Here is a 25,534-nt window from a genome sequence, read left to right as displayed (position 1 = left end):
TCGAGGTTCGGTTTTTTAACGTTGATGATTATGACTTCGATGACCCTTGATTTACCTCGCCGCTTTCCATGGCCGACGCTGCTTTCCGTCGTTATTCACGGTGCTGTCGTGGCGGGTCTGCTCTATACCTCGGTTCATCAGGTTATTGAAATGCCGGCGCCTGCGCAGCCAATTTCTGTGACCATGGTATCGCCTGCGGATCTTGAGCCGCCGCAGGTTGCGCCGCCGCCGCCACAGCCCGTTGTTGAACCCGAGCCGGAGCCAGAGCCCGAGCCGGTTCCTGAACCGCCGAAAGAAGCGCCGGTAGTGATCCATAAGCCGGAGCCGAAACCTAAGCCGAAGCCAAAACCAAAGCCGGTCAAAAAGGTGGAAGAGCGTCCGAAACGCGAAGTGCGTCCGGTTGAGCCACGCGCCACGCAGCCGGTTGAAAATGCCGCCCCGTCACGTCCGCTGATGAATAACACCACGACCGCGACAAAACCGACGGTAACGGCGCCCGCGGGCCCGCGCGCGCTGAGCCGTAACCAGCCGCAGTACCCGGCACGTGCCCAGGCGTTACGTATTGAAGGGCGTGTACGGGTGAAATTCGACGTTACGGCCGATGGACGTGTCGATAACGTGGAAATCCTGTCCGCACAGCCGGCGAATATGTTTGAACGCGAAGTTAAATCGGCCATGCGCAGGTGGCGCTATGAAGCCGGTAAACCCGGCAATGGGTTGATTGTGAACATTGTCTTCCGCCTGAACGGCGGGGCACAGATGGAATAAAAGAAGCCTCCGCAAGGAGGCTTTTTTTACCTGAGGATCAGCTCCGTGGGAGCTGGCGGGGCTTACCGTCGCTATCCACCGCCACATAGATAAATAATGCCTCCGTCGCCTTATAGCGCTGACCAATCGGCTCAGAAGAGACTTTTTTCACCCATACTTCAATGTTGATGGAGACAGACGTATTGCCGCGTTTTACGCAGCGTGCGTAACAGCACACCACGTCCCCCACCGCGACAGGGCGCAGAAAGGTCATGCCATCGACCCGGACTGTCACCACGCGCCCGTGTGCAATCTCTTTTGCCAGGATTGCACCGCCCATATCCATCTGCGACATCAACCAGCCGCCAAAAATATCGCCATTGGCATTCGTATCCGCAGGCATTGCCAGTGTGCGTAAAACCAGTTCGCCCTGTGGGGCGTCATTTGTTGTCATTGTTTTTAAACTCGTAACTGAAAACTTCAGGCGGGATGCTACTATGATTTCTGGCTGGAGAGAATAGGGTTAGCGCCCGCAGAGCAGGCGCCTTAGGGTCAGAAGGACAGTGTCACGCCGGCGTAATACGCACGGCCTGGTTCGTTATAGGTCGATGCACCGTCATTTTCTCGGTAAATCTGCTTATCAAAGAGGTTGCTGATCCCGGCATTCAGGCGGACATCTTTTGTCAGTTGATAGTTACTACCGATCCCAACGATGGAATAGGCGCCAATCTCTTTATCTGACATCGCATTCTGCTCTTTGCGGATTTCAGCATTTTCTCTTGGCTTCTGGCGGCCATACATCGTCCAGCTAAGGTTCGCTGAAAGTTTGCTGTTAACCTGCCAGTCGAGCATCGTGTTGACGGTATATTTTGGGATAATCGACAGAGGGTTGCCGGTGTCCTTACTTTCAGACTGAATCATATACGTCGCATTGGTACGCCAGGTTAGCGTGTCGCGGATAACCGGGACGGTGAGGTTGCCTTCCAGCCCCTCAACAACAGCCTTTCCTCCGTTCTGCCACTGAAGGATATTTGCGCCGCTGCTTGTCTGGCCCAGCACGTCCGTTCCCGAAACAATCTTGTTTTTGTAATCGTTGCGGAACCAGGTTATGCCAGCCTCGTAGCCTTCCAGCGCGAAGGCCAGGCCAATCTCTTTGTTCACGCTGATTTCAGGATCCAGATCCGGATTACCTAACAGGTAACAGCTTCCTTCGGAAACGTTGTTCGGGCAGCCATTGCCGCGGGTGGAAAGCAGATAGCCTTCGCTGGATTGATACAGGTTTGGCGCTTTAAATACCCGAGCGATACCCGCTTTAACCTTGAACATGTCACCCAAATCCTGAGAGAGGTTCAGGCTAGGACTCCAGTTGCTGCCAAACTGATTGTGATAATCAAAGCGGAGCCCTGGGATCAGGTTGGTGCCCTGGCGCGCTTCAATATTGTCCTCAAGATAGATGCCAGTGAGGTCAGCGCTGTTTTTGCTGTTGCGCTCAGAAGCTGTACCGGGAACGCCGTTAATCACTTCTCCCGACACATTTGTCGCCTGCATTGAGGCCGGATCGTTCAGTTCATCACGGTTCCATTCTGCACCCACGGTTAGCGTCTGTTCGACCAGCCAGAAGAAAGGCATGTTCAGTTCACCCGTTGAACGGTATGACTCCAGCCGGCTGGTATCGTATTTATCGCTATTGATCATCCCCTCAACTTTGCCCGTAGAGCCTTCTTCCAGGCGGGTGTTGTTGGTCTTTTCATAATAAACACCGAACTTTGACTGACCCCAGTCCCAGATGCCGTTGTGCGTAATGCCATAAGACTGGCGGTACATTCGGTTCGTTTCGTGTCCATACAGGGACGACACCAGACCGTCAGGGCTGACGTTGCTGTTGCTGTATTGAGTATCACCCGCGTAGATATTGCCCTGGCGGCTGTAGCTGTAGTCGAAATCGATAATCTGCTGTGGCGTGAGTTTCCAGGAGAGCAGAGCATTAATGTCCTTGTTGCGCACGCCTTCACGTCCGGCGGCGTAAGAGCCGTTTTGCGCGGTGTTGATGTCCTGAGCATCTGCGTCAGTTTTGTTGATATTCCCGTACAGGCGCATCGTTAACGCATCGCCCGCAAGGGGGCCGCTCAGATCAAAATTAGCGCGTTTCGTCGCTCCCTCTTTATCATTTTCAGGCTGGTTAGTGTACAGGGAGAGCGAGCCGTGCCAGTCGTTGGTCGGGCGTTTGGTAATGATGTTGACGACGCCGCCGGCCGCCCCCGAACCATAGCGGGCGGCAGCAGGTCCCCGGAGCACTTCAATGCGCTCAACCATCTCTGGCGGAACCCAGTTGGTATCCCCGCGGGTGTCGCGCTCCCCGCGCCAGCTGTAGCGCACCGAGTTACGTGACGTCACCGGCACACCGTCAATCAGAATCAGCGTGTTCTCCGGCCCCATACCGCGGATGTCGATCTGGCGGTTGTTACCGCGGCTGCCTGTCGCGCTGTTTCCGGTGAGGTTAACCCCGGGCATTTTGCGAATAATTTCTGAAAGATCGTTAACCGGTGGATCCTTTTCTATGTCCTTTGCCGTGATGATGGATACCCCCGGCTGTTGCTTCAGCGCCTCTTCAGCGGTGGCCTGAACAACCATTGTTTCACCATCGGCGAGAGGATCTTCCGCTGCGTGTGCGCTCTGGTATAACGTTGAAAGAATGGCGAGCGTAAGTGTAGCCGGGGCAAATCTTATTATGTTATTCATCAACTCATTTCCATTTGTTAAAAATGCGATGACGAATATTAATGATAGTCATTCTCATTACAATAAAGTGACAGCAATCTCCATAAAATCTTCATGATTCAGACATTTTCGCAGGGAGGATGTAGAGAAAAGAGAAGGCGGGAAAAGAGGCCAGACCGCGTGGCGATCTGGCCAGAAGGATCAGTGCTTGTCATCCTGCGGCATGTGGCGATAAATATAAACGCCGCTGAGCAGGGTGAAGATAAGAGTCAGCGCCGTCAGACCAAACACCTTGAAGTTGACCCAGATATTCTGCGGCAGCCAGAATGCGATATAGATATTCGCCAGACCACACAGAATAAAAAATAGTGCCCAGGCGATATTCAGACGCCCCCACACAGCCTGCGGCAGGGTCAGTTCTTTCCCCAGCATGCGCTGGATCAGCGGCTTCTTCATCACCCACTGGCTGATGAGGAGTGCGCCCGCAAACAGGCCGTAAATCACCGTGACCTTCCATTTGATAAATTCATCATTGTGGAAGAACAACGTCAGACCACCAAACACCGCCACCATCAGGAAGGTGATGAGCGCCATCTTTTCAACTTTGCGATAGCGAACCCAGCTGTAAATCAGCACCACAGCCGTTGCCACAATCAGCGCCAGCGTACCGGCATAAATGTCGTACAGCTTATAAAAAGCGAAAAATACGATCAGCGGTAAAAAATCAAGAAACTGCTTCATTCTGCGATCCCAGTTACTGACGAATTAACATGTACAGGCGGAACAAATAGACCAGCAGCACGGCTGAAATCAGATTGCTCAGCGTATTGGCGACAACCGCTCCGACGTTTGGCGTTAACACCGCAAAATTCGGCGCAAACAGCAACAGCAGAGTTTTGGCCAGCAGCCAGCTGATAACGGCCGGGGCGACCAGTCGCATATTGGCCCATGCGAGCCTGATGCTGCTGCGCATGGCGGTGAAAATGCCCATTTTGTCCTGCACAACCATTACTGGCGCGAATGAAAGCACGATAGCCAGCAGCACGCCCGGAACGACAACCAACATTATCCCCATCTGGACCAGCAGCGTGGTCAGGAAGATGAGGATAAACAGTTTTGGTAGCACCGGAGCGCTGGCCCCGATTGCACGTAACGCGCTGACGCGTTGGCCGGCAGACACCAGCTGGATCATCAGCAACACGCCACCCGCCAGAATGGCGTTGCCAATCAGGCCCGAGAAGGTCGATGCCGCAGATGCGCGCAGCAAGATTTGCTGTTGCTCTGGCGTCATATTCTGCACAAGGTCAAACAACCCTGCGCTGCCTGCAAGATTTTCCCCCTGGCTCAGCGTGGCAATCTGTTCATCACTGGGTGAGAACGCATGACCCAGCACCACCGTAATAAAGGCGCACAACAACGCGATCAGTAAAAAGGTAATGAACTGATTGCGGAAAAAATTTCCCGTGTCACGGTAGACAGACTTCGCCGTGATAGACATGCACTCTCCTTGAGTATTGCAGGTGTTAATTAGCCGGCAATTGTACACCGGATAACACGCTGGTGGCAGCATCAAGGCTTGTATGGAAAAGCATATCTTTGTAAAGCGGCGGTAATCCATAGCGGGCGCGGGCGCGATTGCATGCCTCATTGACCTGCCCATCCTTTCCCGACATCGCGAAAGTGCGACACGGGCTGGGGCGATCCGCGTAAATGGAACAGCGGGTGGATACCCCAGGCTCACCTTGCAGTGCCACACAGCGGCTCTGTTTTTGGTTGGTGCCGCGCATACAGCGCAGAAAAGGGGTTAAGGGTTCAGTGAGATCAACCGGAACGGTGCCGCCGCCATCGCTGGCTTCAGCCCAGTAGAAAGAGACTCGAAAATACGCACAACAGGCTCCGCACGTCATGCACGGGTTATGATCACTCATGGCACACCTGCAAAAGTAGAACGCATCAAATCACATTGTGAGAGCGATAAATTATCCAGCCGCTACAGGAAGCGCAAGAGAGGGAAAACAGAAAATTTTGTAACCATGAAATGCCAAAAATTGACGCGGTAACAACTTATTGCTTTATGAGGCGTCACCAAAAATTAACCTAGATCAATGAATGTTAACTTACTGGTTTTAATGTGATCTGTGTTAGATCACTTATTACTCATTTGTGAGTATATTCTCCTCCGCAATTAAAACCACAACGATGGAGCGGATATGAAAAAATTAGCGGTGGCAGCCCTTATCTTAAGCAGTCTCTCTGGCGGCGCGTACGCGCATGAAGCAGGCGAATTCTTTATTCGTGCCGGTTCGGCAACGGTACGTCCAACGGAAGGGTCCGATAATGTACTGGGTATGGGCGGGTTTAACGTCAGCAATAACACCCAGTTAGGCCTGACGTTTACGTATATGGCAACGGATAACGTTGGCGTCGAGCTTTTAGCCGCCACGCCATTCCGTCACCGCGTCGGTTTAGGACCGACCGGGGACATTGCCACGGTTCACCATTTGCCACCAACGCTGATGGCGCAGTGGTACTTCGGCGATTCCAGCAGCAAGGTGCGCCCTTATATTGGTGCAGGGGTTAACTACACCACCTTCTTTGATGAGAAATTTAACGATACCGGTAAAAAGGCCGGGCTCTCCGATCTCAGCCTGAAAGACTCGTGGGGTATGGCGGGGCAGGTTGGTCTGGATTATCTGATTAACCGTGACTGGCTGATCAACGCCTCGGTCTGGTATATGGACATTGATACGGACGTGCGCTTTAAAGCTGACGGGCAGCAGCAAAGTATCAATACCCGTCTGGATCCGTGGGTATTTATGTTCTCAGCAGGCTATCGTTTCTGACAGAAGATATATCCCCTGTCAGCCGGTGATTGCTGTATGGTGGTTGTTCCATACACTTGGCTGGAGGGGATATCCCCAACATCAAATTTGAGTGTCCGGTTTGTGCAGGTAAACAGTTTCAGTTCACGACGTTCAGCCCAGCACATAGCCTACCTCACGGTGCTATCTGTTCCGTTTGCGGAACACGTCTCACCATTCATTCATGCCTGCCGAAGCTCAGACGACGACGGTGGCCAAAGCCAGTAAACTAGAAAAGGCCTCTGAGAGGCCTTTTTAGATCGTGAGGTCACTTCTGAATTAAATAACGAATGGTTGGTCCGTCCTGCTGGATATCCAGCACGGTATAGCCGTGATTTTTGGCATCAAGAGGAATGTTATTGATCGACTGGGGGCAATCGCTCACCACTTCCAGAATTTCACCTTTCTTTAGCTGCGGTAGCGCTTCAAGCGTGGCGACGGCCGGGTAAGGGCAAGGTTCACCCACCATATCGAGACGATAATCAGGCACGATCTCTTTCATGCGGCATTCTCCTGAGTTTCAGTTTTGGCGGTGGCGCGTCGGAAGAAGCGCTTTTCTTGTGCAACAACCAGTAAGAAGGCAATAAGCAGCAGGGCGTAGGTCACCAGGAGTCCCCCGAGTGGACCAAAGGTTTTCAGCAGGTTGACCTTGTCCCAGTTTGTTGCCAGTACCGGAGAAACGTCATCCCAGTAGTAGGCCAGAATGGTAGAGCCAATCACGTTACCCAGACCCACCCACCAGTAATGCACCTGGCCTTCCACAGCGCGATACATCCAGCCGGTTTCACACCCGCCCGCCAGCACGATGCCAAAACCAAACAGCAGCCCGCCAATGACGGCATTTGGGCCCGCCCACATGATTTTCGGTTCCACGCCGAGCTGAACGTAGCTGAAGATGCCGATCGCGCTCACGGCCATACCGGCAATGATCGCCTTCGCCATCATGCTTCGTCCGGTGATCCACATATCGCGAAACGCGGAGGTAAAGCAGATCTGCGCGCGTTCAATCAGCAGACCAAAACCGACGCCGAACAGCATGGCCAGGCCGAGTTTTGGCTGATTCATCGCCGTGCAAATCGCCCAGGCAACCATGGCAAAAAAGACCAGCATACCGAGGCGGAAGCGACGACGCGCCTGATCGGGTTTTTGCGTTAACGGAGAGGCAGCGCTAACTTTCGTCATTTTCACCGGAATGCGGAACAGCGGCAGCAGGGTGAATTTAGCACCGAAGTAGGAGCCGATGGCGGTGGCGACGGCAAAGAACCAGGCATGCAGCGAGAACTGCGGAATACCGGTAAAGAACGCGGCCAGATTACAGCCCATCGCCAGGCGGGCGCCAAACCCGGCAATGATGCCGCCGACCACGGCCTGCATAATGCGGATGCGGCTTTTCGGCATGCGCAACTTAACGTTGTTGGCCCACAGCGCGGCCGCAAAACAGCCGCCGAACATGCCAATGATCATCATCCCGTCGATGCGGGTCAGCGGTGTGCCCTCAAGATGGATCAGTTTGAAGTAGCCCCACTCTTCGGCATGGACGCCTGCCAGCTGTAATAGCTGCCCACCCCAGCGGGTAAACTCGCCCGTAACAGCCCAGAAGGTGCCGGTAATACCGAAATAATAAGTAGAGAGAATGCCTGCCGCGATAACGGCCGGAACAGGTGACCAGAACTTAACCAGGTAAGTCTGTTTGAAGGAATGCCATGACATGAATAACCTCTGAACTCAGAAGGGTAACGCTAAAAAGAGCCCAGATCATACGCTTACGCGAAAGTTTGGAAAGTCATTCACACCGAAAATATCGACAGGATCAATTTTGACCTGCTTCTTTCAGGAAGAGAGAAGGGAAAACCGCCTGACGCCGGGGCCAGACGGTGTTAACGGTTACGCCTTGCGCGTGGCCGCTTTCATGGATGTGACGAATGCGTGTAACTCAGCCAGCATCTGCTCTGGCTTATCCACGTTCTTCTCGATAATTTTCACGATAGCCGAACCGGAAATGGCTCCGGCGGCTTTCGCGTCAATCGCCGCAGTAACCTGATCCGGTGAAGAAATGCCAAAGCCCTGAAGCGGCGGTGCAGCATGGTATTCTGCCAGCTTCTCCACCAGATGATGCAGCGGCAGCGCGGCTTTGTTTTCCGCACCGGTGACGCCCGCACGGGAGAGCAGGTAGGTGTAACCTCGTCCGTAAGAGGCAATCTGGCGCAACAGATCGTCATCGGCATTCGGTGGACAGATGAAAATCGGCGCGACGTTGTGGCGCATTGCCGCCTGACGGAATGGCGCAGACTCTTCAACGGGCACGTCAGCCACCAGCACGGAGTCAACGTCCACGCGGGCGCACTCTGCATAAAACGCATCAATACCGCGGCTGAACACCAGGTTGGCGTACATCAGCAGGCCGATCGGAATGGTCGGGTGCTTCTGACGGATCGCCGCCAGCATTTCAAAGCACTGGCTCGGCGTCACGCCCGCGGCAAACGCGCGTAGCGTTGCGTTCTGAATGGTCGGGCCATCCGCCAGCGGATCGGAGAACGGAATACCGAGCTCCAGCGCGTCGGCACCGGCATCAATCAAGGTGTCGATAATCTTCAGCGACTGCTCCAGGCCGGGGTCGCCCAGCGTCACGAAGGGAACGAAGGCGCCTTCCTGGCGAGCTTTCAGTTGTGCAAATGCGTTGTCGTAGCGTTCCATCAGATTTCCCCTCGTGCTTTCAGAATATCGTGAACGGTGAAGATATCTTTGTCACCGCGACCGGAAAGGTTTACCACCAGCAGCTGCTCTTTTTCCGGGTTTTCCTTCATCATTTTCAGCGCGTGCGCCAGCGCGTGGGAAGACTCCAGCGCCGGGATGATCCCTTCATTGCGGCACAGCGTTTTGAAGGCCTCCAGCGCTTCGTCATCGGTGATGGAGACATAATCCGCGCGGCCGGTGCTGTTGAGGAACGCGTGCTGCGGCCCTACGGACGGGAAATCCAGCCCGGCAGAGATTGAGTAAGACTCTTCAATCTGCCCTTCATCGGTCTGCATCATCGGGGCCTTCATGCCGAAGTAGATCCCCACGCGGCCATGCTTCAGCGGCGCACCATGCTCGCCCGTTTCAATACCGTGGCCGGCAGGCTCAACGCCAATCAGCCCAACGCTGGTTTCGTCGATAAAATCGGCAAACATGCCGATGGCGTTAGATCCGCCGCCAACGCAGGCGATCACCGCATCCGGCAGGCGACCCTCTTTTTCGAGGATCTGCGCTTTAGTCTCTTCGCCGATCATGCGCTGGAATTCACGCACGATGGTCGGGAACGGGTGCGGGCCCGCGGCGGTACCGAGCATGTAGTGGGCGGTTTCGTAGCTGCCAGACCAGTCGCGAAGCGCTTCATTACAGGCATCTTTCAGCGTGGCAGAACCGCTGTGCACCGGGATCACTTCCGCCCCCATAAGACGCATACGGAACACGTTTGGCGACTGGCGCTCAACGTCCTTCGCCCCCATGTAAATGCGGCATTTCAGACCGAGCAGGGCGCTGGCGAGCGCTGAGGCCACACCGTGCTGTCCCGCGCCGGTTTCGGCGATGATTTCGGTTTTACCCATCCGCTTCGCGAGCAGCGCCTGGCCAAGCACCTGGTTAGTTTTATGCGCGCCACCGTGCAGCAGATCTTCACGCTTAAGATACAGCGTAGTTTTAGTGCCTTCGGTCAGGTTGCGGCACTTTGTCAGCGCCGTCGGACGACCGGCGTAGTTTTTCAGCAGGTCGGTAAACTCCGCCTGGAACGCCGGATCTTTCTGTGCGCTCACGAACGCTTCTTCCAGCTGGCGCAGCGCGGGCATCAGGATTTGTGGGACATACATCCCACCGAACTCACCAAAATACGGGTTAAGTAATGTCGTCATCTTCTCTTCCTTAATATGCACGCAGAGTTTTAAATACCGATGCCAGCTTGCTGGCGTCTTTAATGCCCGGTTGGGACTCTACGCCTGAATTGAAATCGAGGCCTGCGCAGCCGGTTTTGGCCGCTTCCACACAGTTATCGGGGCTTAATCCCCCCGCCAGCAGGACATTGTCCAGCACTTCGCCACGCAGCAGTGACCAGTCAAAACGCTGCCCCGTGCCGCCCTGGCCGTTGTCGAGCACGTATTTATCAACATGCTTCAGGTTACGCGCGGGCAGGGTGGCGCCAACGCTTTGCGCTTTCCAGATCTGAACCTGAGGCGCCAGAACATGTCGCAGAGCATCGATGTACGCCTGATCTTCATCGCCGTGCAGCTGGACCGCGCTCAGGGATAACGCGTCCGCTTTTGCCGCAACGTCGTTAATATCCGCATTGCGGAACACGCCCACGTAGCTCAGTGGCGCAGCTGCCATCACCTTGCGCGCCTGTTCTTCATTTACTGCGCGAGGAGAGGACTCGACAAAGATCAGACCACCATAGATCGCGCCCGCTTCATATGCGGCCTGCGCATCCTGTTCACGGGTCAGGCCGCAGACTTTGTTCTCACCCAACAGCACGCGGCGCACGGCCGCGTTAAGGTCTTCGTGTTCCATCATTGCGGAACCTATCAGGAAACCGTTGGCAAAGTGGCTGAGTTCGCGCACCTGAGCGTAGCTGTTAATCCCGGATTCGCTGATCACCGTGACGCCCGCGCCCAGACGCGGCGCAAGCTGGCGCGTACGGTTGAGGTCAATCGACAGGTCGCGCAGGTCGCGGTTGTTAATGCCGACCACTTTGGCTTCCAGCGCGATGGCGCGCTCCAGCTCCTCTTCGTTGCTCACTTCGGTCAGCACGCCCATATTCAGGCTGTGCGCGACGGCGGAGAGCTGGCGATACTGCTCGTCATCCAGCACGGAGAGCATCAGCAGGCAGGCATCTGCCTGGTAAAAGCGCGCCAGCCAGATCTGATACGGGTCGATAATAAAGTCTTTGCACAGTATCGGCTGCGGCGCGATGCCGCTGACTACGGGCAGAAAATCGAAGCTGCCCTGGAAATATTTCTCATCCGTCAGCACAGAAATGGCAGACGCATGATGCTTGTAGATACCGGCAATACGCGCCGGGTCGAAATCGTCGCGGATCACGCCTTTGGACGGAGACGCTTTTTTACACTCCAGAATAAACGCGGTACGCGCGCCCTGGAGCGCATCATAAAAACGACGGCTGCTCGGAACGACGTCATTCTGAAAACTGGCGAGCGGCTGCTGTTGCTTACGGGCTTCCACCCAGATGGCCTTATCGGCGACGATTTTCGCTAAAACGGTCTGCATTATTTACCCTCTTGCCGCAAGTGCGGTAACGCGATCGTAAGCTGCACCGGAGCGCAGTACGTCCAGAACTTTTTGGGCGTTGGCTTTCAGATCTTCCTCGCCATGTAAACGCATCAGCATGGCTACGTTGGCCGCCACGGCGGCCTCATGGGCGGCCTCACCTTTACCTTGTAATAAGCGCGTGAGAATGTCACGGTTTTCTTCCGGCGTGCCGCCCGCCAGGGCGTCCTGATGGTACGGGGTCAACCCGAAGTCAGCGGCCTCAAGTTGATAGTTCAGCACTTCGCCGTTATTCAGTTCCGCCACCAGCGTGGGCGCATGCAGGGAAACTTCATCCATCCCGCCGCTGTGTACCACGGCGGCGCGTTGGTAACCGAGGACGCGCAGCGTCTCCGCAATCGGCAGGACCAGTTCCGGGCTGTAAACGCCAATCAGCGCCAGCGGCGGGTGCGCCGGGTTAATGAGTGGACCGAGCACGTTAAACAGCGTACGGGTTTTGAGCTGCTGGCGAACCGGCATCGCGTGGCGGAAACCGGTGTGATACTTCGGCGCAAACAGGAAACAGACGCCCAGGTCATCCAGCGCTTCACGGGAACGCTCGGCGTTCATGTCCAGGTTGATACCGAAAGCCGCCAGCAGGTCGGACGATCCTGAACGGCTGGACACGCTGCGGTTGCCGTGTTTCGCCACCTTCAGACCGCATGCCGCGGCCACAAAGGCGCTGGCGGTGGAAATATTGATACTGTTACTGCCGTCGCCACCGGTCCCGACAATATCGGCAAACGGATAGTCCGGGCGCGGGAACGGGGCGGCATTTTCCAGCAGCGCGGTTGCCGCGCCGGCGATCTCCTGCGGGCTTTCGCCACGTACCTTCATGCTCACCAGCGCAGCGGCCAGCTGCTCAGGCTTCAGCTCGCCGCGCACGACGGCGGAGAACAGCTGATGGCTCTCCTGCTGGCTCAGGGTCTGAGCCTGATACAGTTTTTCCAGAATCGGTTGCAGGGTGTTGGTCTGCTCCAGCTTTTGTAGCGCCCAGTCGAGCGTTTGCTCCAGCAGACGCGCGCCGTTGGACGTCAGGATAGATTCCGGGTGGAACTGCATCCCGCAGACGCGATCCGCATCGTGACGCACCGCCATCACCATCCCTTCAAACGAGGCGTTAATGGTCAGCCCGGCCGGAATGTTGCTGCCGACCAGCGAGTGGTAACGCGCTACCGGAAGCGGGTTCGGCAGACCGGCAAACATCGCCTGACCGTCATGTTCAATACTTGACGCTTTACCATGGAGGATCTCCCCCGCCTGACCCACGTAACCGCCGTAGGCTTCGACAATCGCCTGGTGGCCGAGGCAGATGCCGATAATCGGCAGCTTGCCGCGCATACGGGTCAACAGCTCAGGCATACAGCCTGCTTCGCTCGGTGCGCCTGGGCCCGGGGAGAGCATCAGCACCGGGTTTTGCATGGTCGCCAGACGGTCAATTAGCGTCTGGGCCGGAACGTGGTTGCGATAGATAACGACATTGTGACCATTCGCACGCAGCTGATCTGCCAGGTTGTAGGTAAAGGAGTCGATATTATCGAGCAGCAGAATGTCAGCCATCAGAAAATCTCCTGTGCATGATGTGCGGTAGCAATGGCGCGCAGTACCGCGCGCGCTTTACTGCGGGTTTCGTCGGCTTCCGACTGCGGAACAGAATCCAGCACAATCCCGGCCCCGGCCTGGACGGTGGCAATGCCGTCCTCAACGTAGGCGGAGCGGATCACGATGCAGGTATCAAGGTCACCGTGAGCGGTGAAATAGCCCACGGCACCACCGTAGCTGCCGCGACGGCGTCCTTCCGCTTCGGCGATCAGCTGCATAGCGCGGACTTTCGGCGCGCCGCTCAGGGTGCCCATGTTCATGCAGGCGCGGTAGGCGTGCAGAACGTCGAGGTCGTGGCGCAGTTCACCCACCACGCGGGATACCAGGTGCATGACGAAGGAGTAGCGGTCGACTTTGGTCAGGTCCGCCACGTAGCGGCTGCCAGGCGTACAAATGCGTGCCAGATCGTTACGCGCCAGGTCAACCAGCATCAGGTGTTCGGAGAGCTCTTTATGGTCGGTACGCATTTCCAGTTCGATGCGGCTGTCGAGATCGCGGTCCAGGGAGCCATCGGCACGACGGCCGCGTGGACGGGTTCCCGCTATCGGGTAGATCTCAATCTGGCGGCTGGTGGCGTCGTACTTGAGGGAGCTTTCCGGCGACGCGCCAAACAGGGTGAAATCATTGTCCTGCATAAAGAACATGTACGGGCTTGGGTTGCTCTTTTTCAGCACATCGTAAGCCGCCAGCGGCGACGGGCAGGGCAGTGAGAAGCGACGGGACGGCACTACCTGGAAAATCTCCCCGGCACGAATCGCTTTTTGCATCTGACGCACCACCGCGCCGTACTGATCGTCGGTCTGACTCACCTCGCAGGTCATCTTTTCAACACGCTGCACTGGCAGCGCGGGCGGTGCTTCCGACATCTGCTGTTGCAGTTGGGCGATGCGCTGCGCGAGGCGATTTTTCTCAGACACAGACGGCGTGAACAGGCTGGCCTGGATGCGGGTGTATTTTTTCTGATGGTCGATCACCAGCAGGGTTTCGGCCAGGTAGAAACAGTAGTCCGGGCAGCGGTTACCCTGCTCGGTTTCCGGTAAATCTTCAAAGCCAGCAACCAGGTCGTAAGCAAACAGCCCGCCAAAGAACATTGCTTCGCGCTCAACTTCCGGCACGGCCACCAGATTTTGCAGCAGGCGAAAGGCGTCAAAAACGGAGAGCGAGCAGAGGCGGGCATCCTCATCCAGCAGCTGGCTCACCGGCGGGAAATGCAGAATACGCAGGTCCGGGTGGCGTTCATTTTCAATGCCTGAAGGCAGCGTCGCATCCAGCAGCGGCAGGAGCGACGCGCCATTGTCAGACAACGCCCTGATAGTGACGGTGTCACCTAACGCGGTAATGCGCAGCGCGCTGTCAACCAGCAGCAGGCTTTTGAGGTCGTCCTTACTGTCGATATCAGCTGACTCCAGCAGCAGCGTCGCGGGACGTGCGCCGCACACCTGATGAAACAGCGCGGTAGGGTTATGGCGATAGGCCGCCTCGCAGGTCAGCAGTTCGAGATGAGGTTTGGCTGTTTGCATGTTGTTGTTCTCATATTCTGTTCAAAAAAAAGCCCGCTGGGTAGCGGGCCGGGTATCTGTTTGCATTTCGCTGACGCGTGACACTGCCCGAAGATCAGGAAGTACGCCACCAACCGTGCAGAGCGAAATGTGCTGTCATTTTCAGATACCTTTCTCGTGTGAACTTGCGTACTAGTTAACTAGTTCGATGGCGTGTTGTCAACCCCTGATTTCAGTATTTCGCGGTTAGTCGGTATCATAGGGGCTTCGGATGTCTCCAACCTGTTATGGGAAGTGCTTTGAGCGATACCACCTACGCCGTAATTTATGATTTACACAGCCATACGCAGGCTTCAGATGGCCTGCTGACACCCGAAGCCTTGGTCCATCGCGCCGTTGAAATGCGTGTCGGCACGCTGGCAATAACCGATCACGATACCACTGACGGCATTCCCGCCGCGCGCGCCGAGATTGCCCGCAGCGGACTGGCGCTGGATCTGGTGGCCGGGGTTGAGATCTCGACGGTCTGGGAAAACCACGAAATTCATATCGTTGGCCTGAATATCGATACAGAACATCCGGCCATGCGTGCTTTTTTGCAAGAACAAAAAACACGCCGCAATCAACGCGCGGAGATGATTGGCGAACGTCTGGAAAAAGCGCATATTCCCGGTGCGCTGGAAGGCGCGCGAAAGCTGGCGAACGGTGGGGCGGTGACGCGCGGCCATTTCGCCCGTTTTCTGGTGGATGCCGGTAAGGCGACGACCATGGCGAATGTCTTTAAAAAGTATCTGGCGCGCGGGAAAACCGGATACGTTCCCCCACAGTGGTGTACAATAAAACAAGCTATTGATGTGATTCATCATTCTGGCGGTAAGGCCGTGCTGGCCCATCCGGGGCGGTATAATCTTTCTGCTAAATGGCTGAAAAGACTGCTGGCACACTTTGCCGAATGCGGCGGTGAGGCGATGGAAGTTGCCCAGTGTCAGCAGGCACCCAATGAGCGTTCGCAGCTCGCGACCTACGCCCGTCAGTTTGGTCTGCTTGGGTCACAGGGTTCAGATTTCCATCAGCCCTGCGCGTGGATTGAACTGGGGCGCAAGCTCTGGTTACCCGCGGGCGTTGAGCCTGTCTGGCAGCTCTGGGAACAGCCACAGCAAATTGAAGAGAGGGAAGTATGAGTCAGTTTTTCTATATCCATCCGGATAACCCCCAGCCACGTCTGATTAATCAGGCCGTGGAGATCGTCCGCAAAGGCGGCGTTATTGTCTACCCAACCGATTCTGGCTACGCGCTGGGCTGTAAAATTGAGGATAAAGGGGCGATGGAGCGCATCTGTCGCATCCGCCAGCTGCCGGATGGCCACAACTTCACCCTGATGTGTCGCGATCTCTCTGAGCTGTCGACCTATGCTTATGTTGATAACGTGGCCTTTCGTCTGATTAAAAACAACACGCCGGGTAACTACACCTTCATTCTGAAGGGGACAAAAGAGGTGCCGCGTCGTCTGTTGCAGGAAAAACGTAAAACCATCGGCATGCGCGTGCCGTCGAACCCGATTGCCCAGGCGCTACTGGAAACCCTCGGCGAGCCGATGCTCTCCACATCGCTGATGCTGCCGGGCAGTGAGTTTACCGAGTCCGACCCGGAAGAGATCAAAGATCGTCTGGAGAAGGTGGTGGAGCTGATTATTCATGGCGGCTATCTTGGTCAGCAGCCGACCACCGTGGTGGATCTCACCGAAGACGCGCCAGAAGTGATTCGTGAAGGCGTGGGCGATGTTAAGCCTTTCTTGTAAGGGTGTAAGCAGATATACTACGCGGCCATCAAAGCAGGGCGCCGCCCTGTTTTTGACCTGATTCGACGCCTGTGAAGGCGACACCTGAGGAAGCTCAATGAGCGAGAAGTTACAGAAAGTGCTGGCGCGCGCCGGCCACGGTTCGCGCCGTGAAATCGAAGCCATTATTGAAGCAGGCCGCGTGAGTGTGGACGGTAAAATCGCCACGCTCGGTGACCGCGTTGAAATCGTACCGGGGCTGAAGATCCGCATTGACGGCCATCTTATCTCCGTGAAAGAGTCTGCTGAACAGATCTGCCGCGTACTGGCTTACTACAAGCCGGAAGGCGAACTGTGTACCCGCAACGACCCGGAAGGTCGCCCGACGGTGTTTGACCGTCTGCCAAAATTGCGTGGCGCCCGCTGGATTGCCGTAGGGCGTCTGGACGTGAACACCTGCGGCCTGCTGCTGTTCACCACCGATGGTGAACTGGCAAACCGTCTGATGCACCCGAGTCGTGAAGTGGAACGTGAATACGCCGTTCGTGTTTTCGGCCAGGTTGATGAGAACAAACTGCGCGACCTGTCGCGTGGTGTTCAGCTGGAGGACGGCCCTGCGGCGTTCAAAACCATCAAGTTTACCGGTGGTGAAGGCATTAACCAGTGGTACAACGTTACCCTGACAGAGGGACGTAACCGCGAGGTGCGTCGACTGTGGGAAGCGGTCGGTGTCCAGGTGAGTCGCTTGATTCGCGTCCGCTATGGCGACATTCTGCTGCCGAAAGGCCTGCCACGTGGCGGCTATACCGAACTGGATCTGACGCAAACCAACTACCTGCGCGATCTGGTTGGCCTGACGCCAGAAACCACGTCGAAAGTGGCGGTAGAGAAAGATCGTCGTCGCATGAAGGCGAATCAAATCCGCCGTGCGGTGAAACGTCATAGCCAGGTCAGCAGCAATCGCCGCTCTGGCAGCCGTAATAACAACGGTTAATTGAAAAGCCCGGTGAATATACCGGGCTTTTTTTTCAGTAATCAATCCCAATTTGCGCTTTGATACCCGCATCGAACGCATGCTTAACCGGACGCAGCTCGCTGACGGTATCGGCCAGCTCCAGAATGTCCCGATGACACCCGCGCCCCGTGACGATCGCCGTTTGGTGTGCAGGGCGGTTCCTGAGGGCCTCCAGCACGGCTTGCAGCGGCAGGTATTCATACGCCACCATATAGGTGATCTCATCCAGCAACACCATGTTCAGCGACGGGTCTGAAAGCATTCTTTTGGCATGCTCCCAGACGGCGAGGCAGGCTGCGGTATCGGTTTCCCGGTTCTGGGTATCCCAGGTAAAACCGGTTGCCATTACCTGAAACTCAACGCCATGCGGCTCGAGCAGATTACGCTCGCCGTTGGGCCATTCACCCTTGATAAACTGGATCACGCCCACTTTCTGCCCATGCCCGACTGCGCGGGTGGCGGTCCCAAATGCGGCGGTGGTTTTGCCTTTGCCGTTGCCGGTGAACACGATTAGGATACCGCGCTCGTCCTGAGCGGCCGCCACGCGTGCATCAACCTGTTCTTTCAGACGCTGCTGGCGCTGCTGATGACGATCATCACTCATTGCGATATCCCCGGTTTGCGGCCTGGCTGGGCATCGAAGGTCATTCCGGTTTTGCGACGGCTGTCGTCACCCATCAGCCACAGGTAAAGGGGCATGATATCGGCCGGGGTTTTAAGCTTCTGCGGATCTTCTGTCGGGAAGGCGCTGGCGCGCATTTTGGTGCGCGTACCGCCCGGATTAATGCAATTAACCCGCAGGTGGCGGCTTTGGTACTCTTCGGCCAGCACCTGCATCATTCCTTCGGTGGCAAATTTTGAGACGGCGTAAGCCCCCCAGTTCGCACGCCCCTGACGCCCCACGCTGGAGGAGGTAAATACCAGCGAGCCGGAATCGGAGTTGAGTAATAAAGGAAGCAAGGCCTGGGTCAGGAAAAACGTCCCGTTGACGTTAACCTGCATCACCTGTTGCCAAATTTCCGGATCCTGTTCATCCATCGGGCGCACTTCGCCCAGTAACCCCGCGTTGTGCAGTACGCCGTCCAGACGCGGATAATGTGTGCTGATCTGCTGGGCAAGGGCCTGACATGACGCTGGCGTGCAGGTCAGCAGATCGAGCGTATACCAGGGCGTGGGGGTACCGCCGGCGTTTTCGATTTCACGGGCGACGGCCTTGAGCTTTTCTTCATTACGTCCCAGCAGAATAAGGCTCGCACCGTATTCAGAATAGGTCAGCGCCGCTTCGCGACCAATCCCGTCGCTGGCACCGGTAACCAAAATGATGCGGTTCTGTAGAAGGTTTTTTTGTGGCTGATAATGCACGGTGGCTCCTCAGGCGCATTGGGCGTGACTTGCACCTTTATTTATGACTTTTCGGCTTTATGCCCGAAACAGCGTCAGAATTCAATCAGTCTACAGGACAGAACGCTGGGAAATTAACAATTTGCAAAGATTTAAACCAGAAGCGGGGGATTCCTGAAGCCGCCTCGCAGAGGTAATGTCCAGAGCGAGACGCCTGCGCAGGGCTGTTGTACACTGGCGTGAAAGATTCGTGGTTAAATCAAGGTGGAACGCGTGGAATTACTTTCTCAGTATGGGTTGTTTTTGGCCAAAATCGCGACGGTGGTTATTGCTGTCGCGGTGATTGCCGTCCTGATTGTCAACCTGACGCAGCGTAAGCGTCAGCGTGGTGAGTTACGCATTACCCGCCTGAGCGAGCAGTATAAAGAGATGCAGGAGGAGATGTCTCTGGCGCTGCTTGACGATCATCAACAGAAGCTGTGGCTAAAAGCCCAGAAGAAAAAACATAAGCAGGACGCCAAAGCCGCGAAGGCGAAAGCTAAGCTCGCCACGCCACAGGCTGACGCAAAACCGCGCGTCTATGTGCTCGATTTTAAAGGTAGCATGGATGCGCATGAAGTCTCCTCTCTGCGTGAAGAAGTGACGGCGGTGCTGGCCGTGGCGACAGCCCAGGATCAGGTGGTGGTACGCCTTGAAAGCCCGGGCGGCGTAGTGCATGGGTATGGACTGGCGGCTTCGCAGTTACAACGTCTGCGGGATAAACAGATCCCACTCACCGTTGCGGTAGATAAGGTCGCGGCGAGTGGCGGCTATATGATGGCGTGCGTGGCGGATAAAATCGTCGCGGCACCGTTCTCCATTATCGGCTCGATTGGGGTGGTCGCGCAGATCCCTAACTTCAATCGTTTCCTGAAAAATAAAGAGATCGACATCGAACTGCATACGGCGGGTCAGTACAAACGTACGCTGACGCTGCTCGGCGAAAATACCGAAGAGGGACGGCAGAAATTCCGGGAAGATCTGAACGAAACCCACCATCTGTTCAAAGATTTCGTGCACCGCATGCGCCCAACGCTGGACATTGAGCAGGTGGCTACGGGCGAGCACTGGTACGGCACGCAGGCGCAGGAGAAAGGGCTGGTGGATGAAGTGGGTACCAGCGACGACCTCCTGCTCAACCTGATGGAAGGCCGTGAGCTGGTGGGGGTGCGCTTCACCCGACGTAAGCGCCTGCTCGACCGTTTTACCAATAGCGCGGCAGAAAGCGCGGATCGCCTGCTGCTACGCTGGTTGCAGCGCGGACAAAAGCCGCTGCTGTAAAGACAAACGCGAGGCAGATGCCTCGCGTTTTCGTTTTAATCGACCAGGTGGTACTTCTCTGAGAGGGTATGCGCCAGGTATTTAAACATGTTAAACACGGCGGTGCTTTTTGGGGTGGGTAACCCTTGTTCATCAAGGAAGTATTCACCGCTGAACACCAGCACGCCATTACGCTGTTCCACGCCAGTCGCTTCAATCCCCGCCAGGGTGTCTTCATGGTCGCGAATGAGTTTATTTGCTTCGATAAGCAGTGAAGCTCGGTCAATGGGTTGAGTCGTATTCTGCATATTCCACTCCTTAAACAGTGACAATAGTCTACGCCTGGGTCGCTTCGGGGGCAAATTTTCCCTGTTATCCGAGGGGATAAGGAACAGGGGCTGGCTGGCGGGATTTGCTTTTGCATGCTAATAAAGTTGCGTAACGAATTTTATCAGGTACAGTGTGCGCTTTCGTCATTCTGGCAACAGAATTGCTTGACATTCGACCGGGAATTCGTCACGAATGAACTTTGATGTGAGAAAAATACCCGAAAACTCAATGACCTGGATGTCGCCATTCTGACGTTCGGTAACACATAGGGGTTGATATCCCCTGACGACGTCGCAATATCAATGGCTCGTCGTCAGCGGAAGGGAAATCAACGTGCGGCGTATTCCTGGAAGAATTAAATTAGGTAAAGGTGAATATGGGTAAAGCTCTCGTCATCGTTGAGTCCCCGGCAAAAGCCAAAACGATCAATAAATATCTGGGCAATGACTACGTGGTTAAGTCCAGCGTTGGTCACATTCGCGACTTGCCGACCAGTGGCTCAGCCAGCAAAAAGAGCGCAGACTCTACCTCCACCAAAGGGGCTAAAAAGCCTAAAAAGGATGAACGTAGCGCGCTTGTCAACCGCATGGGTGTTAACCCATGGCACAACTGGGATGCACATTACGAAGTGCTGCCAGGCAAAGAAAAAGTCGTTAACGAGCTGAAACAGCTTGCTGAAAAAGCAGACCACATTTATCTCGCAACCGACCTTGACCGCGAAGGGGAGGCCATCGCATGGCACCTGCGGGAAGTGATCGGGGGTGATGACAAACGCTACAGCCGTGTAGTGTTCAACGAAATTACAAAGAATGCGATTCGTCAGGCGTTTGAAAAGCCGGGTGAACTGAATATCGACCGTGTTAACGCTCAGCAGGCGCGTCGCTTTATGGACCGCGTTGTAGGCTACATGGTCTCGCCGTTGCTGTGGAAAAAGGTCGCTCGCGGCCTGTCTGCGGGGCGTGTGCAGTCTGTGGCTGTTCGTCTTGTTGTAGAGCGTGAACGCGAGATCAAAGCGTTCGTCCCGGAAGAGTTCTGGGAAGTGGATGCGAATGTCACCACGCCGGGCGGCGATGCGCTGCCGTTGCAGGTGAGCCACCACAACGACAAACCGTTCCGTCCTGAAAATCGCGATCAAACCATGGCCGCCGTGGCGCTGCTGGAAAAAGCGCGTTATCAGGTTCTGGATCGTGAAGATAAACCAACCAGCAGCAAGCCTGGCGCACCGTTTATCACGTCAACTCTCCAGCAGGCGGCGAGTACGCGTCTGGGTTACGGCGTGAAGAAAACCATGATGATGGCCCAGCGTTTATATGAAGCGGGTTACATCACCTACATGCGTACTGACTCCACCAACCTGAGCCAGGACGCTGTCAACATGGTGCGTGGCTATATCGAGGACAACTTCGGTAAGAAATACCTGCCGGATAGTCCTAATCAGTACGCCAGCAAAGAGAATTCTCAGGAAGCGCACGAAGCGATTCGTCCTTCTGACGTTTCCGTTCTGGCTGAATCGCTGAAAGATATGGAAGCGGACGCCCAGAAGCTGTATCAGCTGATCTGGCGCCAGTTCGTCGCCTGCCAGATGACGCCAGCGAAATACGACTCCACCACGCTGACCGTCGGCGCGGGTGATTTCCGCCTGAAAGCGCGCGGCCGTATTCTGCGCTTCGACGGCTGGACAAAAGTGATGCCTGCGCTGCGTAAAGGCGATGAAGACAGAACGCTGCCTTCAGTCAACAAAGGTGACGAGCTGTCGCTGGTTGATCTGGTCCCGGCTCAGCACTTCACCAAGCCACCTGCGCGCTTCAGCGAAGCATCGCTGGTGAAAGAGCTGGAAAAACGCGGCATCGGTCGCCCGTCCACCTATGCGTCAATCATTTCGACCATTCAGGATCGTGGATACGTTCGCGTTGAGAACCGTCGTTTCTATGCTGAAAAAATGGGCGAGATTGTCACCGACCGTCTGGAAGCAAACTTCCGCGAGTTGATGAACTATGACTTCACCGCGCAGATGGAAGACAGCCTCGATGAGGTTGCCAGCCATAAGGCAGAGTGGAAGAAAGTTCTCGACAGCTTCTTCAGCGATTTTACCAATCAGCTTGAGAAAGCCGAGAAAGATCCTGAAGAGGGCGGCATGCTGCCTAACCAGATGGTACTGACCAGCATCGACTGCCCAACCTGTGGCCGTAAAATGGGGATCCGTACCGCGACCACGGGCGTATTCCTCGGTTGCTCTGGTTATGCGCTGTCGCCGAAAGAGCGTTGCAAAACCACCATCAACCTCGTGCCGGAGAACGAAGTTCTCAACGTGCTGGAAGGTGACGATGCGGAGACCAACGCACTGCGCGCCAAACGCCGCTGTAAGAAATGCGGCACGGCGATGGACAGCTACCTGATCGATCCAAAACGCAAACTGCACGTTTGTGGCAATAACCCGACCTGTGATGGTTATGAGATCGAAGAAGGTGAGTTCCGCATTAAGGGCTATGACGGTCCAATCGTTGAGTGTGAGAAATGTGGTTCCGAAATGCACCTGAAAATGGGACGCTTCGGTAAGTACATGGCATGCACCAACGACGACTGTAAAAACACGCGTAAGATCCTGCGTAACGGTGAAGTTGCGCCGCCGAAGGAAGATCCGGTTCCGCTTCCTGAGCTGCCGTGCGAGAAGTCAGACGCGTATTTCGTGCTGCGTGACGGCGCTGCCGGGGTATTCCTGGCGGCCAACACCTTCCCGAAATCGCGCGAAACCCGTGCGCCGCTGGTAGAAGAGCTGTACCGCTTCCGCGACCGTCTGCCGGAGAAACTGCGTTACCTGGCCGATGCGCCACAGCAGGATCCGGAAGGCAACAAAACCGTGGTGCGCTTCAGCCGTAAAACGAAGCAGCAGTACGTGGCGGCAGAGAAAGAGGGCAAAGCGACCGGATGGTCAGCCTTCTTTGTCGACGGGAAATGGGTTGAAGGCAAGAAATAATCTTCCCTTACCGTAACTTACCTGTAAAAGGGCCGGACTTCCGGCCCTTTTTTATTACGTAGTTATTATTTTTTGTTCCGTACTATACAGCCTGGCTATAAATGATATAGTGGTTATAGTTAACCCGTTTCTTATTATCAAATCGTCTTAAGCGATTGACGCATGCGCTAAATCGGATGGTCTGGCATGAAATTACAGCAGCTTCGCTATATCGTTGAGGTCGTCAATCATAACCTCAATGTCTCTTCCACCGCAGAAGGTCTTTATACCTCTCAGCCCGGCATCAGTAAGCAGGTGCGTATGCTGGAGGATGAGTTAGGTATTCAGATATTTGCCCGCAGCGGTAAGCACCTGACTCAGGTCACCCCGGCAGGACAGGAAATCATACGCATCGCACGGGAAGTGCTCTCCAAAGTCGACGCCATTAAATCCGTCGCCGGGGAACATACCTGGCCGGATAAAGGCTCTCTGTATATTGCCACCACGCATACACAGGCGCGTTATGCGCTTCCCGGGGTGATCAAAGGCTTCATAGAACGCTATCCCCGCGTTTCCCTGCATATGCATCAGGGATCACCGACGCAAATCGCAGAGGCCGTGTCTAAAGGCAATGCAGACTTCGCTATCGCGACGGAAGCGCTCCATCTGTACGATGATCTGGTCATGCTCCCGTGCTACCACTGGAACCGCTCTATTGTCGTGACCCCGGATCACCCGCTGGCGGGGAAGGGCGAAGTGACAATCGAAGAACTGGCGCAATACCCGCTGGTGACCTATACGTTCGGCTTTACGGGCCGGTCTGAACTGGACACCGCGTTTAACCGCGCCGGATTAACGCCACGGATTGTCTTTACGGCGACGGATGCGGACGTCATAAAAACGTATGTACGTCTGGGCCTGGGCGTTGGGGTTATTGCCAGCATGGCGGTGGATCCTGTCTCAGACCCGGATCTGGTGCGTCTGGATGCGCATGATATTTTCAGTCACAGCACCACCAAGATAGGTTTTCGTCGCAGCACGTTCCTGCGCAGCTATATGTATGATTTTATTCAACGCTTTGCGCCACATTTAACGCGCGATGTGGTGGATACAGCTGTGGCGTTACGCTCCAATGAAGACATCGAAGAGATGTTTAAAGACATTAAACTTCCCGCCAAATAATCACTCCCGGTATCTTTCTCTTGCGGAAAGATACCGTCATTCCGCTTTAAACCTGAATTAGAATTATCATCATCTACGCCCACTGTCATATATCGTCATAACCCATTTGATGACTATGGTTTTACTGTCGCAAATTTGCGACAAAAGTAGAAACTAATTTACAGCTGTGCAAATTATTCTTTTCAATTATTTATTTCTGGTCAAAAGATTGAATTTTCCCGGGCTCGGATACGTAAATTCACTGGCTTTTCGGCTAAAGTTTCTTTAGGATTTATCTCATCAGATGATTACTTGTGCCAATTGTTTGGTCTCTAAATGATAAGCGATATCGATTGTATGAGGTTAGCAATGCCGTCAGGAAGTGAAGAACCGCAAAGGGATCCCGCGCTTAAGCGTAAAGCCTGGCTGGCGGTCTTTCTTGGCTCTGCCCTGTTCTGGGTGGTGGTTGCTCTTCTTGTCTGGAATTACTGGGGTTGATTATGGTCATGACGGTGCGTACAGAAGCGAGAAAAGAGATGTGTCAGCTTCGTGACAATGCTCACAAAGCCCGTAAGGCGCCAGCAACCAGCGTGCCAGCTTCCTGGAAACTGACGCCGCAGCAGCAGGCCTTTATTGATGTGTTCGCGGAAGACGAACCCAAAAAACAATAATTTTGATTTTTGCGTAATGATGCAAATAGTCTGAATATAGACCGTGCACTTTTGTACTCCTTAATAAATACACATCAGCAATATAGAACGAGGGCAGACCTCGCAACCTTAAATAATTAAAGTCTGGTGTCCCTATGATGAATAACATGACAACCGTAAAATACTGGTCATGGCTCGGCGTATTCTCAGCGTCGATCCTCTTCTGGTGTCAGCTCCTCTGGCTGGCCCTGCACTAAATCGTAAAACCTCGCCACGGCGGGGTTTT

At 55.1% G+C, this 25,534-nt stretch carries 28 protein-coding genes and 1 other annotated feature; of the genes, 12 read left to right on the top strand and 16 right to left on the bottom strand.

From position 1 onward, the window contains the following. Positions 1-39: 39 nt before the first annotated feature. Positions 40-768: a TonB system transport protein TonB gene (gene tonB / locus AC4OVU_RS12205; protein ID WP_017384230.1), complete on the top strand. Its 729-nt coding sequence runs from the start codon at positions 40-42 to the stop codon at positions 766-768. Positions 769-805: 37 nt separating this feature from the next. Here the strand turns inward: tonB and yciA are convergent, their stop codons facing one another. The 5 genes from yciA to AC4OVU_RS12180 form a co-directional block, all read right to left on the bottom strand. Further along, on the bottom strand, positions 806-1,201 hold the full coding sequence (gene yciA / locus AC4OVU_RS12200) for an acyl-CoA thioester hydrolase YciA (RefSeq protein WP_003856759.1): 396 nt from the start codon (positions 1,199-1,201) through the stop codon (positions 806-808). A gap of 98 nt (positions 1,202-1,299) precedes the next feature. After that, positions 1,300-3,486: a TonB-dependent siderophore receptor gene (locus tag AC4OVU_RS12195; protein WP_045335037.1), complete on the bottom strand. Its 2,187-nt coding sequence runs from the start codon at positions 3,484-3,486 to the stop codon at positions 1,300-1,302. 180 nt (positions 3,487-3,666) lie between these two features. Beyond that, on the bottom strand, positions 3,667-4,206 hold the full coding sequence (locus AC4OVU_RS12190) for a septation protein A (protein ID WP_003856762.1): 540 nt from the start codon (positions 4,204-4,206) through the stop codon (positions 3,667-3,669). Positions 4,207-4,219: 13 nt separating this feature from the next. Further along, positions 4,220-4,963 (bottom strand): YciC family protein, encoded by a 744-nt coding sequence (locus tag AC4OVU_RS12185; RefSeq protein ID WP_015570376.1) that lies wholly within the window; start codon positions 4,961-4,963, stop codon positions 4,220-4,222. Positions 4,964-4,988: 25 nt separating this feature from the next. After that, on the bottom strand, positions 4,989-5,393 hold the full coding sequence (locus AC4OVU_RS12180) for a YkgJ family cysteine cluster protein (RefSeq protein ID WP_023296724.1): 405 nt from the start codon (positions 5,391-5,393) through the stop codon (positions 4,989-4,991). A gap of 282 nt (positions 5,394-5,675) precedes the next feature. Here AC4OVU_RS12180 and ompW point away from each other — a divergent pair, with 282 nt between their 5' ends. Together ompW and ymcF are read left to right on the top strand one after the other, a co-directional pair. Further along, positions 5,676-6,308: an outer membrane protein OmpW gene (gene ompW, locus AC4OVU_RS12175; RefSeq protein ID WP_023296723.1), complete on the top strand. Its 633-nt coding sequence runs from the start codon at positions 5,676-5,678 to the stop codon at positions 6,306-6,308. A gap of 29 nt (positions 6,309-6,337) precedes the next feature. Next, positions 6,338-6,559, top strand: coding sequence for a cold shock small protein YmcF (gene ymcF, locus AC4OVU_RS12170; RefSeq protein WP_463682615.1), 222 nt, complete (start codon positions 6,338-6,340; stop codon positions 6,557-6,559). A 35-nt stretch (positions 6,560-6,594) separates the two neighbouring features. Here the strand turns inward: ymcF and yedF are convergent, their stop codons facing one another. The 8 genes from yedF to trpL form a co-directional block, all read right to left on the bottom strand. Further along, on the bottom strand, positions 6,595-6,828 hold the full coding sequence (yedF, locus tag AC4OVU_RS12165; RefSeq protein WP_003856774.1) for a sulfurtransferase-like selenium metabolism protein YedF: 234 nt from the start codon (positions 6,826-6,828) through the stop codon (positions 6,595-6,597). Further along, a complete protein-coding gene (gene yedE, locus AC4OVU_RS12160) occupies positions 6,825-8,036 on the bottom strand; it encodes a selenium metabolism membrane protein YedE/FdhT (RefSeq protein ID WP_110292576.1) in 1,212 nt (403 codons plus the stop codon). The genes yedF and yedE overlap by 4 nt, the downstream gene beginning before the upstream one ends. 174 nt (positions 8,037-8,210) lie before the next feature. Continuing rightward, positions 8,211-9,020 (bottom strand): tryptophan synthase subunit alpha, encoded by an 810-nt coding sequence (gene trpA / locus AC4OVU_RS12155; RefSeq protein WP_491928691.1) that lies wholly within the window; start codon positions 9,018-9,020, stop codon positions 8,211-8,213. Further along, positions 9,020-10,213, bottom strand: a complete 1,194-nt coding sequence (trpB, locus tag AC4OVU_RS12150; protein ID WP_003856780.1) for a tryptophan synthase subunit beta — start codon at positions 10,211-10,213, stop codon at positions 9,020-9,022. The genes trpA and trpB overlap by 1 nt, the downstream gene beginning before the upstream one ends. A gap of 10 nt (positions 10,214-10,223) precedes the next feature. Further along, positions 10,224-11,582: a bifunctional indole-3-glycerol-phosphate synthase TrpC/phosphoribosylanthranilate isomerase TrpF gene (gene trpCF / locus AC4OVU_RS12145; RefSeq protein WP_110292575.1), complete on the bottom strand. Its 1,359-nt coding sequence runs from the start codon at positions 11,580-11,582 to the stop codon at positions 10,224-10,226. A gap of 3 nt (positions 11,583-11,585) precedes the next feature. Then, on the bottom strand, positions 11,586-13,181 hold the full coding sequence (trpD, locus tag AC4OVU_RS12140) for a bifunctional anthranilate synthase glutamate amidotransferase component TrpG/anthranilate phosphoribosyltransferase TrpD (protein WP_017384223.1): 1,596 nt from the start codon (positions 13,179-13,181) through the stop codon (positions 11,586-11,588). Then, on the bottom strand, positions 13,181-14,743 hold the full coding sequence (locus AC4OVU_RS12135) for an anthranilate synthase component 1 (RefSeq protein WP_045142567.1): 1,563 nt from the start codon (positions 14,741-14,743) through the stop codon (positions 13,181-13,183). Before AC4OVU_RS12135 ends, trpD begins: the two co-directional genes overlap by 1 nt. A gap of 23 nt (positions 14,744-14,766) precedes the next feature. Then, positions 14,767-14,861: a sequence feature (Trp leader region), on the bottom strand. After that, the gene (gene trpL / locus AC4OVU_RS12130) at positions 14,838-14,882 is read right to left on the bottom strand and encodes a trp operon leader peptide (protein WP_071524153.1); all 45 of its coding nucleotides are present in this window, start codon (positions 14,880-14,882) and stop codon (positions 14,838-14,840) included. It overlaps the preceding feature by 24 nt. A gap of 127 nt (positions 14,883-15,009) precedes the next feature. On the opposite strand from trpL, the gene rnm reads away from it, so the two are divergent. From rnm to rluB, 3 genes are all read left to right on the top strand, one after another. Then, positions 15,010-15,903, top strand: a complete 894-nt coding sequence (rnm, locus tag AC4OVU_RS12125) for an RNase RNM (protein WP_026080677.1) — start codon at positions 15,010-15,012, stop codon at positions 15,901-15,903. After that, positions 15,900-16,520 carry an L-threonylcarbamoyladenylate synthase gene (locus tag AC4OVU_RS12120; RefSeq protein WP_003856793.1) on the top strand — a complete coding sequence of 207 codons (621 nt, stop codon included), beginning with the start codon at positions 15,900-15,902 and terminating at the stop codon, positions 16,518-16,520. Before rnm ends, AC4OVU_RS12120 begins: the two co-directional genes overlap by 4 nt. A 97-nt stretch (positions 16,521-16,617) precedes the next feature. Then, the gene (gene rluB, locus AC4OVU_RS12115) at positions 16,618-17,493 is read left to right on the top strand and encodes a 23S rRNA pseudouridine(2605) synthase RluB (protein ID WP_003856794.1); all 876 of its coding nucleotides are present in this window, start codon (positions 16,618-16,620) and stop codon (positions 17,491-17,493) included. 34 nt (positions 17,494-17,527) lie between these two features. On the opposite strand, the gene cobO is transcribed toward rluB, so the two are convergent. Next, a complete protein-coding gene (cobO, locus tag AC4OVU_RS12110) occupies positions 17,528-18,118 on the bottom strand; it encodes a cob(I)yrinic acid a,c-diamide adenosyltransferase (protein ID WP_110292574.1) in 591 nt (196 codons plus the stop codon). Then, a complete protein-coding gene (locus tag AC4OVU_RS12105) occupies positions 18,115-18,876 on the bottom strand; it encodes a YciK family oxidoreductase (protein ID WP_110292573.1) in 762 nt (253 codons plus the stop codon). Before AC4OVU_RS12105 ends, cobO begins: the two co-directional genes overlap by 4 nt. Before the next feature lie 252 nt (positions 18,877-19,128). Here AC4OVU_RS12105 and sohB point away from each other — a divergent pair, with 252 nt between their 5' ends. Beyond that, a complete protein-coding gene (gene sohB / locus AC4OVU_RS12100) occupies positions 19,129-20,175 on the top strand; it encodes a protease SohB (protein ID WP_023296716.1) in 1,047 nt (348 codons plus the stop codon). A gap of 35 nt (positions 20,176-20,210) precedes the next feature. On the opposite strand, the gene AC4OVU_RS12095 is transcribed toward sohB, so the two are convergent. After that, positions 20,211-20,462, bottom strand: coding sequence for a YciN family protein (locus tag AC4OVU_RS12095; protein ID WP_003856804.1), 252 nt, complete (start codon positions 20,460-20,462; stop codon positions 20,211-20,213). A 398-nt stretch (positions 20,463-20,860) separates the two neighbouring features. On the opposite strand from AC4OVU_RS12095, the gene topA reads away from it, so the two are divergent. From topA to ymiC, 5 genes are all read left to right on the top strand, one after another. Continuing rightward, entirely contained in the window at positions 20,861-23,458 is a 2,598-nt protein-coding gene (topA, locus tag AC4OVU_RS12090) for a type I DNA topoisomerase (protein ID WP_003856806.1), read from the top strand. 186 nt (positions 23,459-23,644) lie between these two features. Continuing rightward, positions 23,645-24,619, top strand: a complete 975-nt coding sequence (gene cysB, locus AC4OVU_RS12085; RefSeq protein ID WP_006810844.1) for an HTH-type transcriptional regulator CysB — start codon at positions 23,645-23,647, stop codon at positions 24,617-24,619. Positions 24,620-24,955: 336 nt separating this feature from the next. Beyond that, positions 24,956-25,096 carry a YmiA family putative membrane protein gene (locus AC4OVU_RS12080; protein WP_213083754.1) on the top strand — a complete coding sequence of 47 codons (141 nt, stop codon included), beginning with the start codon at positions 24,956-24,958 and terminating at the stop codon, positions 25,094-25,096. Positions 25,097-25,098: 2 nt separating this feature from the next. Beyond that, positions 25,099-25,269 carry a YciX family protein gene (locus AC4OVU_RS12075; RefSeq protein WP_006810843.1) on the top strand — a complete coding sequence of 57 codons (171 nt, stop codon included), beginning with the start codon at positions 25,099-25,101 and terminating at the stop codon, positions 25,267-25,269. 137 nt (positions 25,270-25,406) lie between these two features. Continuing rightward, complete coding sequence (gene ymiC, locus AC4OVU_RS12070) at positions 25,407-25,505, top strand: small membrane protein YmiC (RefSeq protein ID WP_032103392.1); 99 nt, start codon at positions 25,407-25,409, stop codon at positions 25,503-25,505. Positions 25,506-25,534: the final 29 nt, after the last annotated feature.

The sequence above is a fragment of the Enterobacter sp. 6722112 genome (assembly GCF_058661685.1).
This window is presented reverse-complemented; position numbering and strand designations above follow the sequence as displayed.

Bases quoted from the DNA above. Each gene is read 5' to 3' on its own strand.
- tonB (WP_017384230.1), top strand. From the start codon at position 40: ATGACCCTTGATTTACCTCGCCGCTTTCCATGGCCGACGCTGCTTTCC.
- yciA (WP_003856759.1), bottom strand. From the start codon at position 1,201: ATGACAACAAATGACGCCCCACAGGGCGAACTGGTTTTACGCACACTG.
- AC4OVU_RS12195 (WP_045335037.1), bottom strand. From the start codon at position 3,486: ATGAATAACATAATAAGATTTGCCCCGGCTACACTTACGCTCGCCATT.
- AC4OVU_RS12190 (WP_003856762.1), bottom strand. From the start codon at position 4,206: ATGAAGCAGTTTCTTGATTTTTTACCGCTGATCGTATTTTTCGCTTTT.
- AC4OVU_RS12185 (WP_015570376.1), bottom strand. From the start codon at position 4,963: ATGTCTATCACGGCGAAGTCTGTCTACCGTGACACGGGAAATTTTTTC.
- AC4OVU_RS12180 (WP_023296724.1), bottom strand. From the start codon at position 5,393: ATGAGTGATCATAACCCGTGCATGACGTGCGGAGCCTGTTGTGCGTAT.
- ompW (WP_023296723.1), top strand. From the start codon at position 5,676: ATGAAAAAATTAGCGGTGGCAGCCCTTATCTTAAGCAGTCTCTCTGGC.
- yedF (WP_003856774.1), bottom strand. From the start codon at position 6,828: ATGAAAGAGATCGTGCCTGATTATCGTCTCGATATGGTGGGTGAACCT.
- yedE (WP_110292576.1), bottom strand. From the start codon at position 8,036: ATGTCATGGCATTCCTTCAAACAGACTTACCTGGTTAAGTTCTGGTCA.
- trpA (WP_491928691.1), bottom strand. From the start codon at position 9,020: ATGGAACGCTACGACAACGCATTTGCACAACTGAAAGCTCGCCAGGAA.
- trpB (WP_003856780.1), bottom strand. From the start codon at position 10,213: ATGACGACATTACTTAACCCGTATTTTGGTGAGTTCGGTGGGATGTAT.
- trpCF (WP_110292575.1), bottom strand. From the start codon at position 11,582: ATGCAGACCGTTTTAGCGAAAATCGTCGCCGATAAGGCCATCTGGGTG.
- trpD (WP_017384223.1), bottom strand. From the start codon at position 13,181: ATGGCTGACATTCTGCTGCTCGATAATATCGACTCCTTTACCTACAAC.
- AC4OVU_RS12135 (WP_045142567.1), bottom strand. From the start codon at position 14,743: ATGCAAACAGCCAAACCTCATCTCGAACTGCTGACCTGCGAGGCGGCC.
- rnm (WP_026080677.1), top strand. From the start codon at position 15,010: ATGGGAAGTGCTTTGAGCGATACCACCTACGCCGTAATTTATGATTTA.
- AC4OVU_RS12120 (WP_003856793.1), top strand. From the start codon at position 15,900: ATGAGTCAGTTTTTCTATATCCATCCGGATAACCCCCAGCCACGTCTG.
- rluB (WP_003856794.1), top strand. From the start codon at position 16,618: ATGAGCGAGAAGTTACAGAAAGTGCTGGCGCGCGCCGGCCACGGTTCG.
- cobO (WP_110292574.1), bottom strand. From the start codon at position 18,118: ATGAGTGATGATCGTCATCAGCAGCGCCAGCAGCGTCTGAAAGAACAG.
- AC4OVU_RS12095 (WP_003856804.1), bottom strand. From the start codon at position 20,462: ATGCAGAATACGACTCAACCCATTGACCGAGCTTCACTGCTTATCGAA.
- topA (WP_003856806.1), top strand. From the start codon at position 20,861: ATGGGTAAAGCTCTCGTCATCGTTGAGTCCCCGGCAAAAGCCAAAACG.
- cysB (WP_006810844.1), top strand. From the start codon at position 23,645: ATGAAATTACAGCAGCTTCGCTATATCGTTGAGGTCGTCAATCATAAC.
- AC4OVU_RS12080 (WP_213083754.1), top strand. From the start codon at position 24,956: ATGAGGTTAGCAATGCCGTCAGGAAGTGAAGAACCGCAAAGGGATCCC.
- AC4OVU_RS12075 (WP_006810843.1), top strand. From the start codon at position 25,099: ATGGTCATGACGGTGCGTACAGAAGCGAGAAAAGAGATGTGTCAGCTT.
- ymiC (WP_032103392.1), top strand. From the start codon at position 25,407: ATGAATAACATGACAACCGTAAAATACTGGTCATGGCTCGGCGTATTC.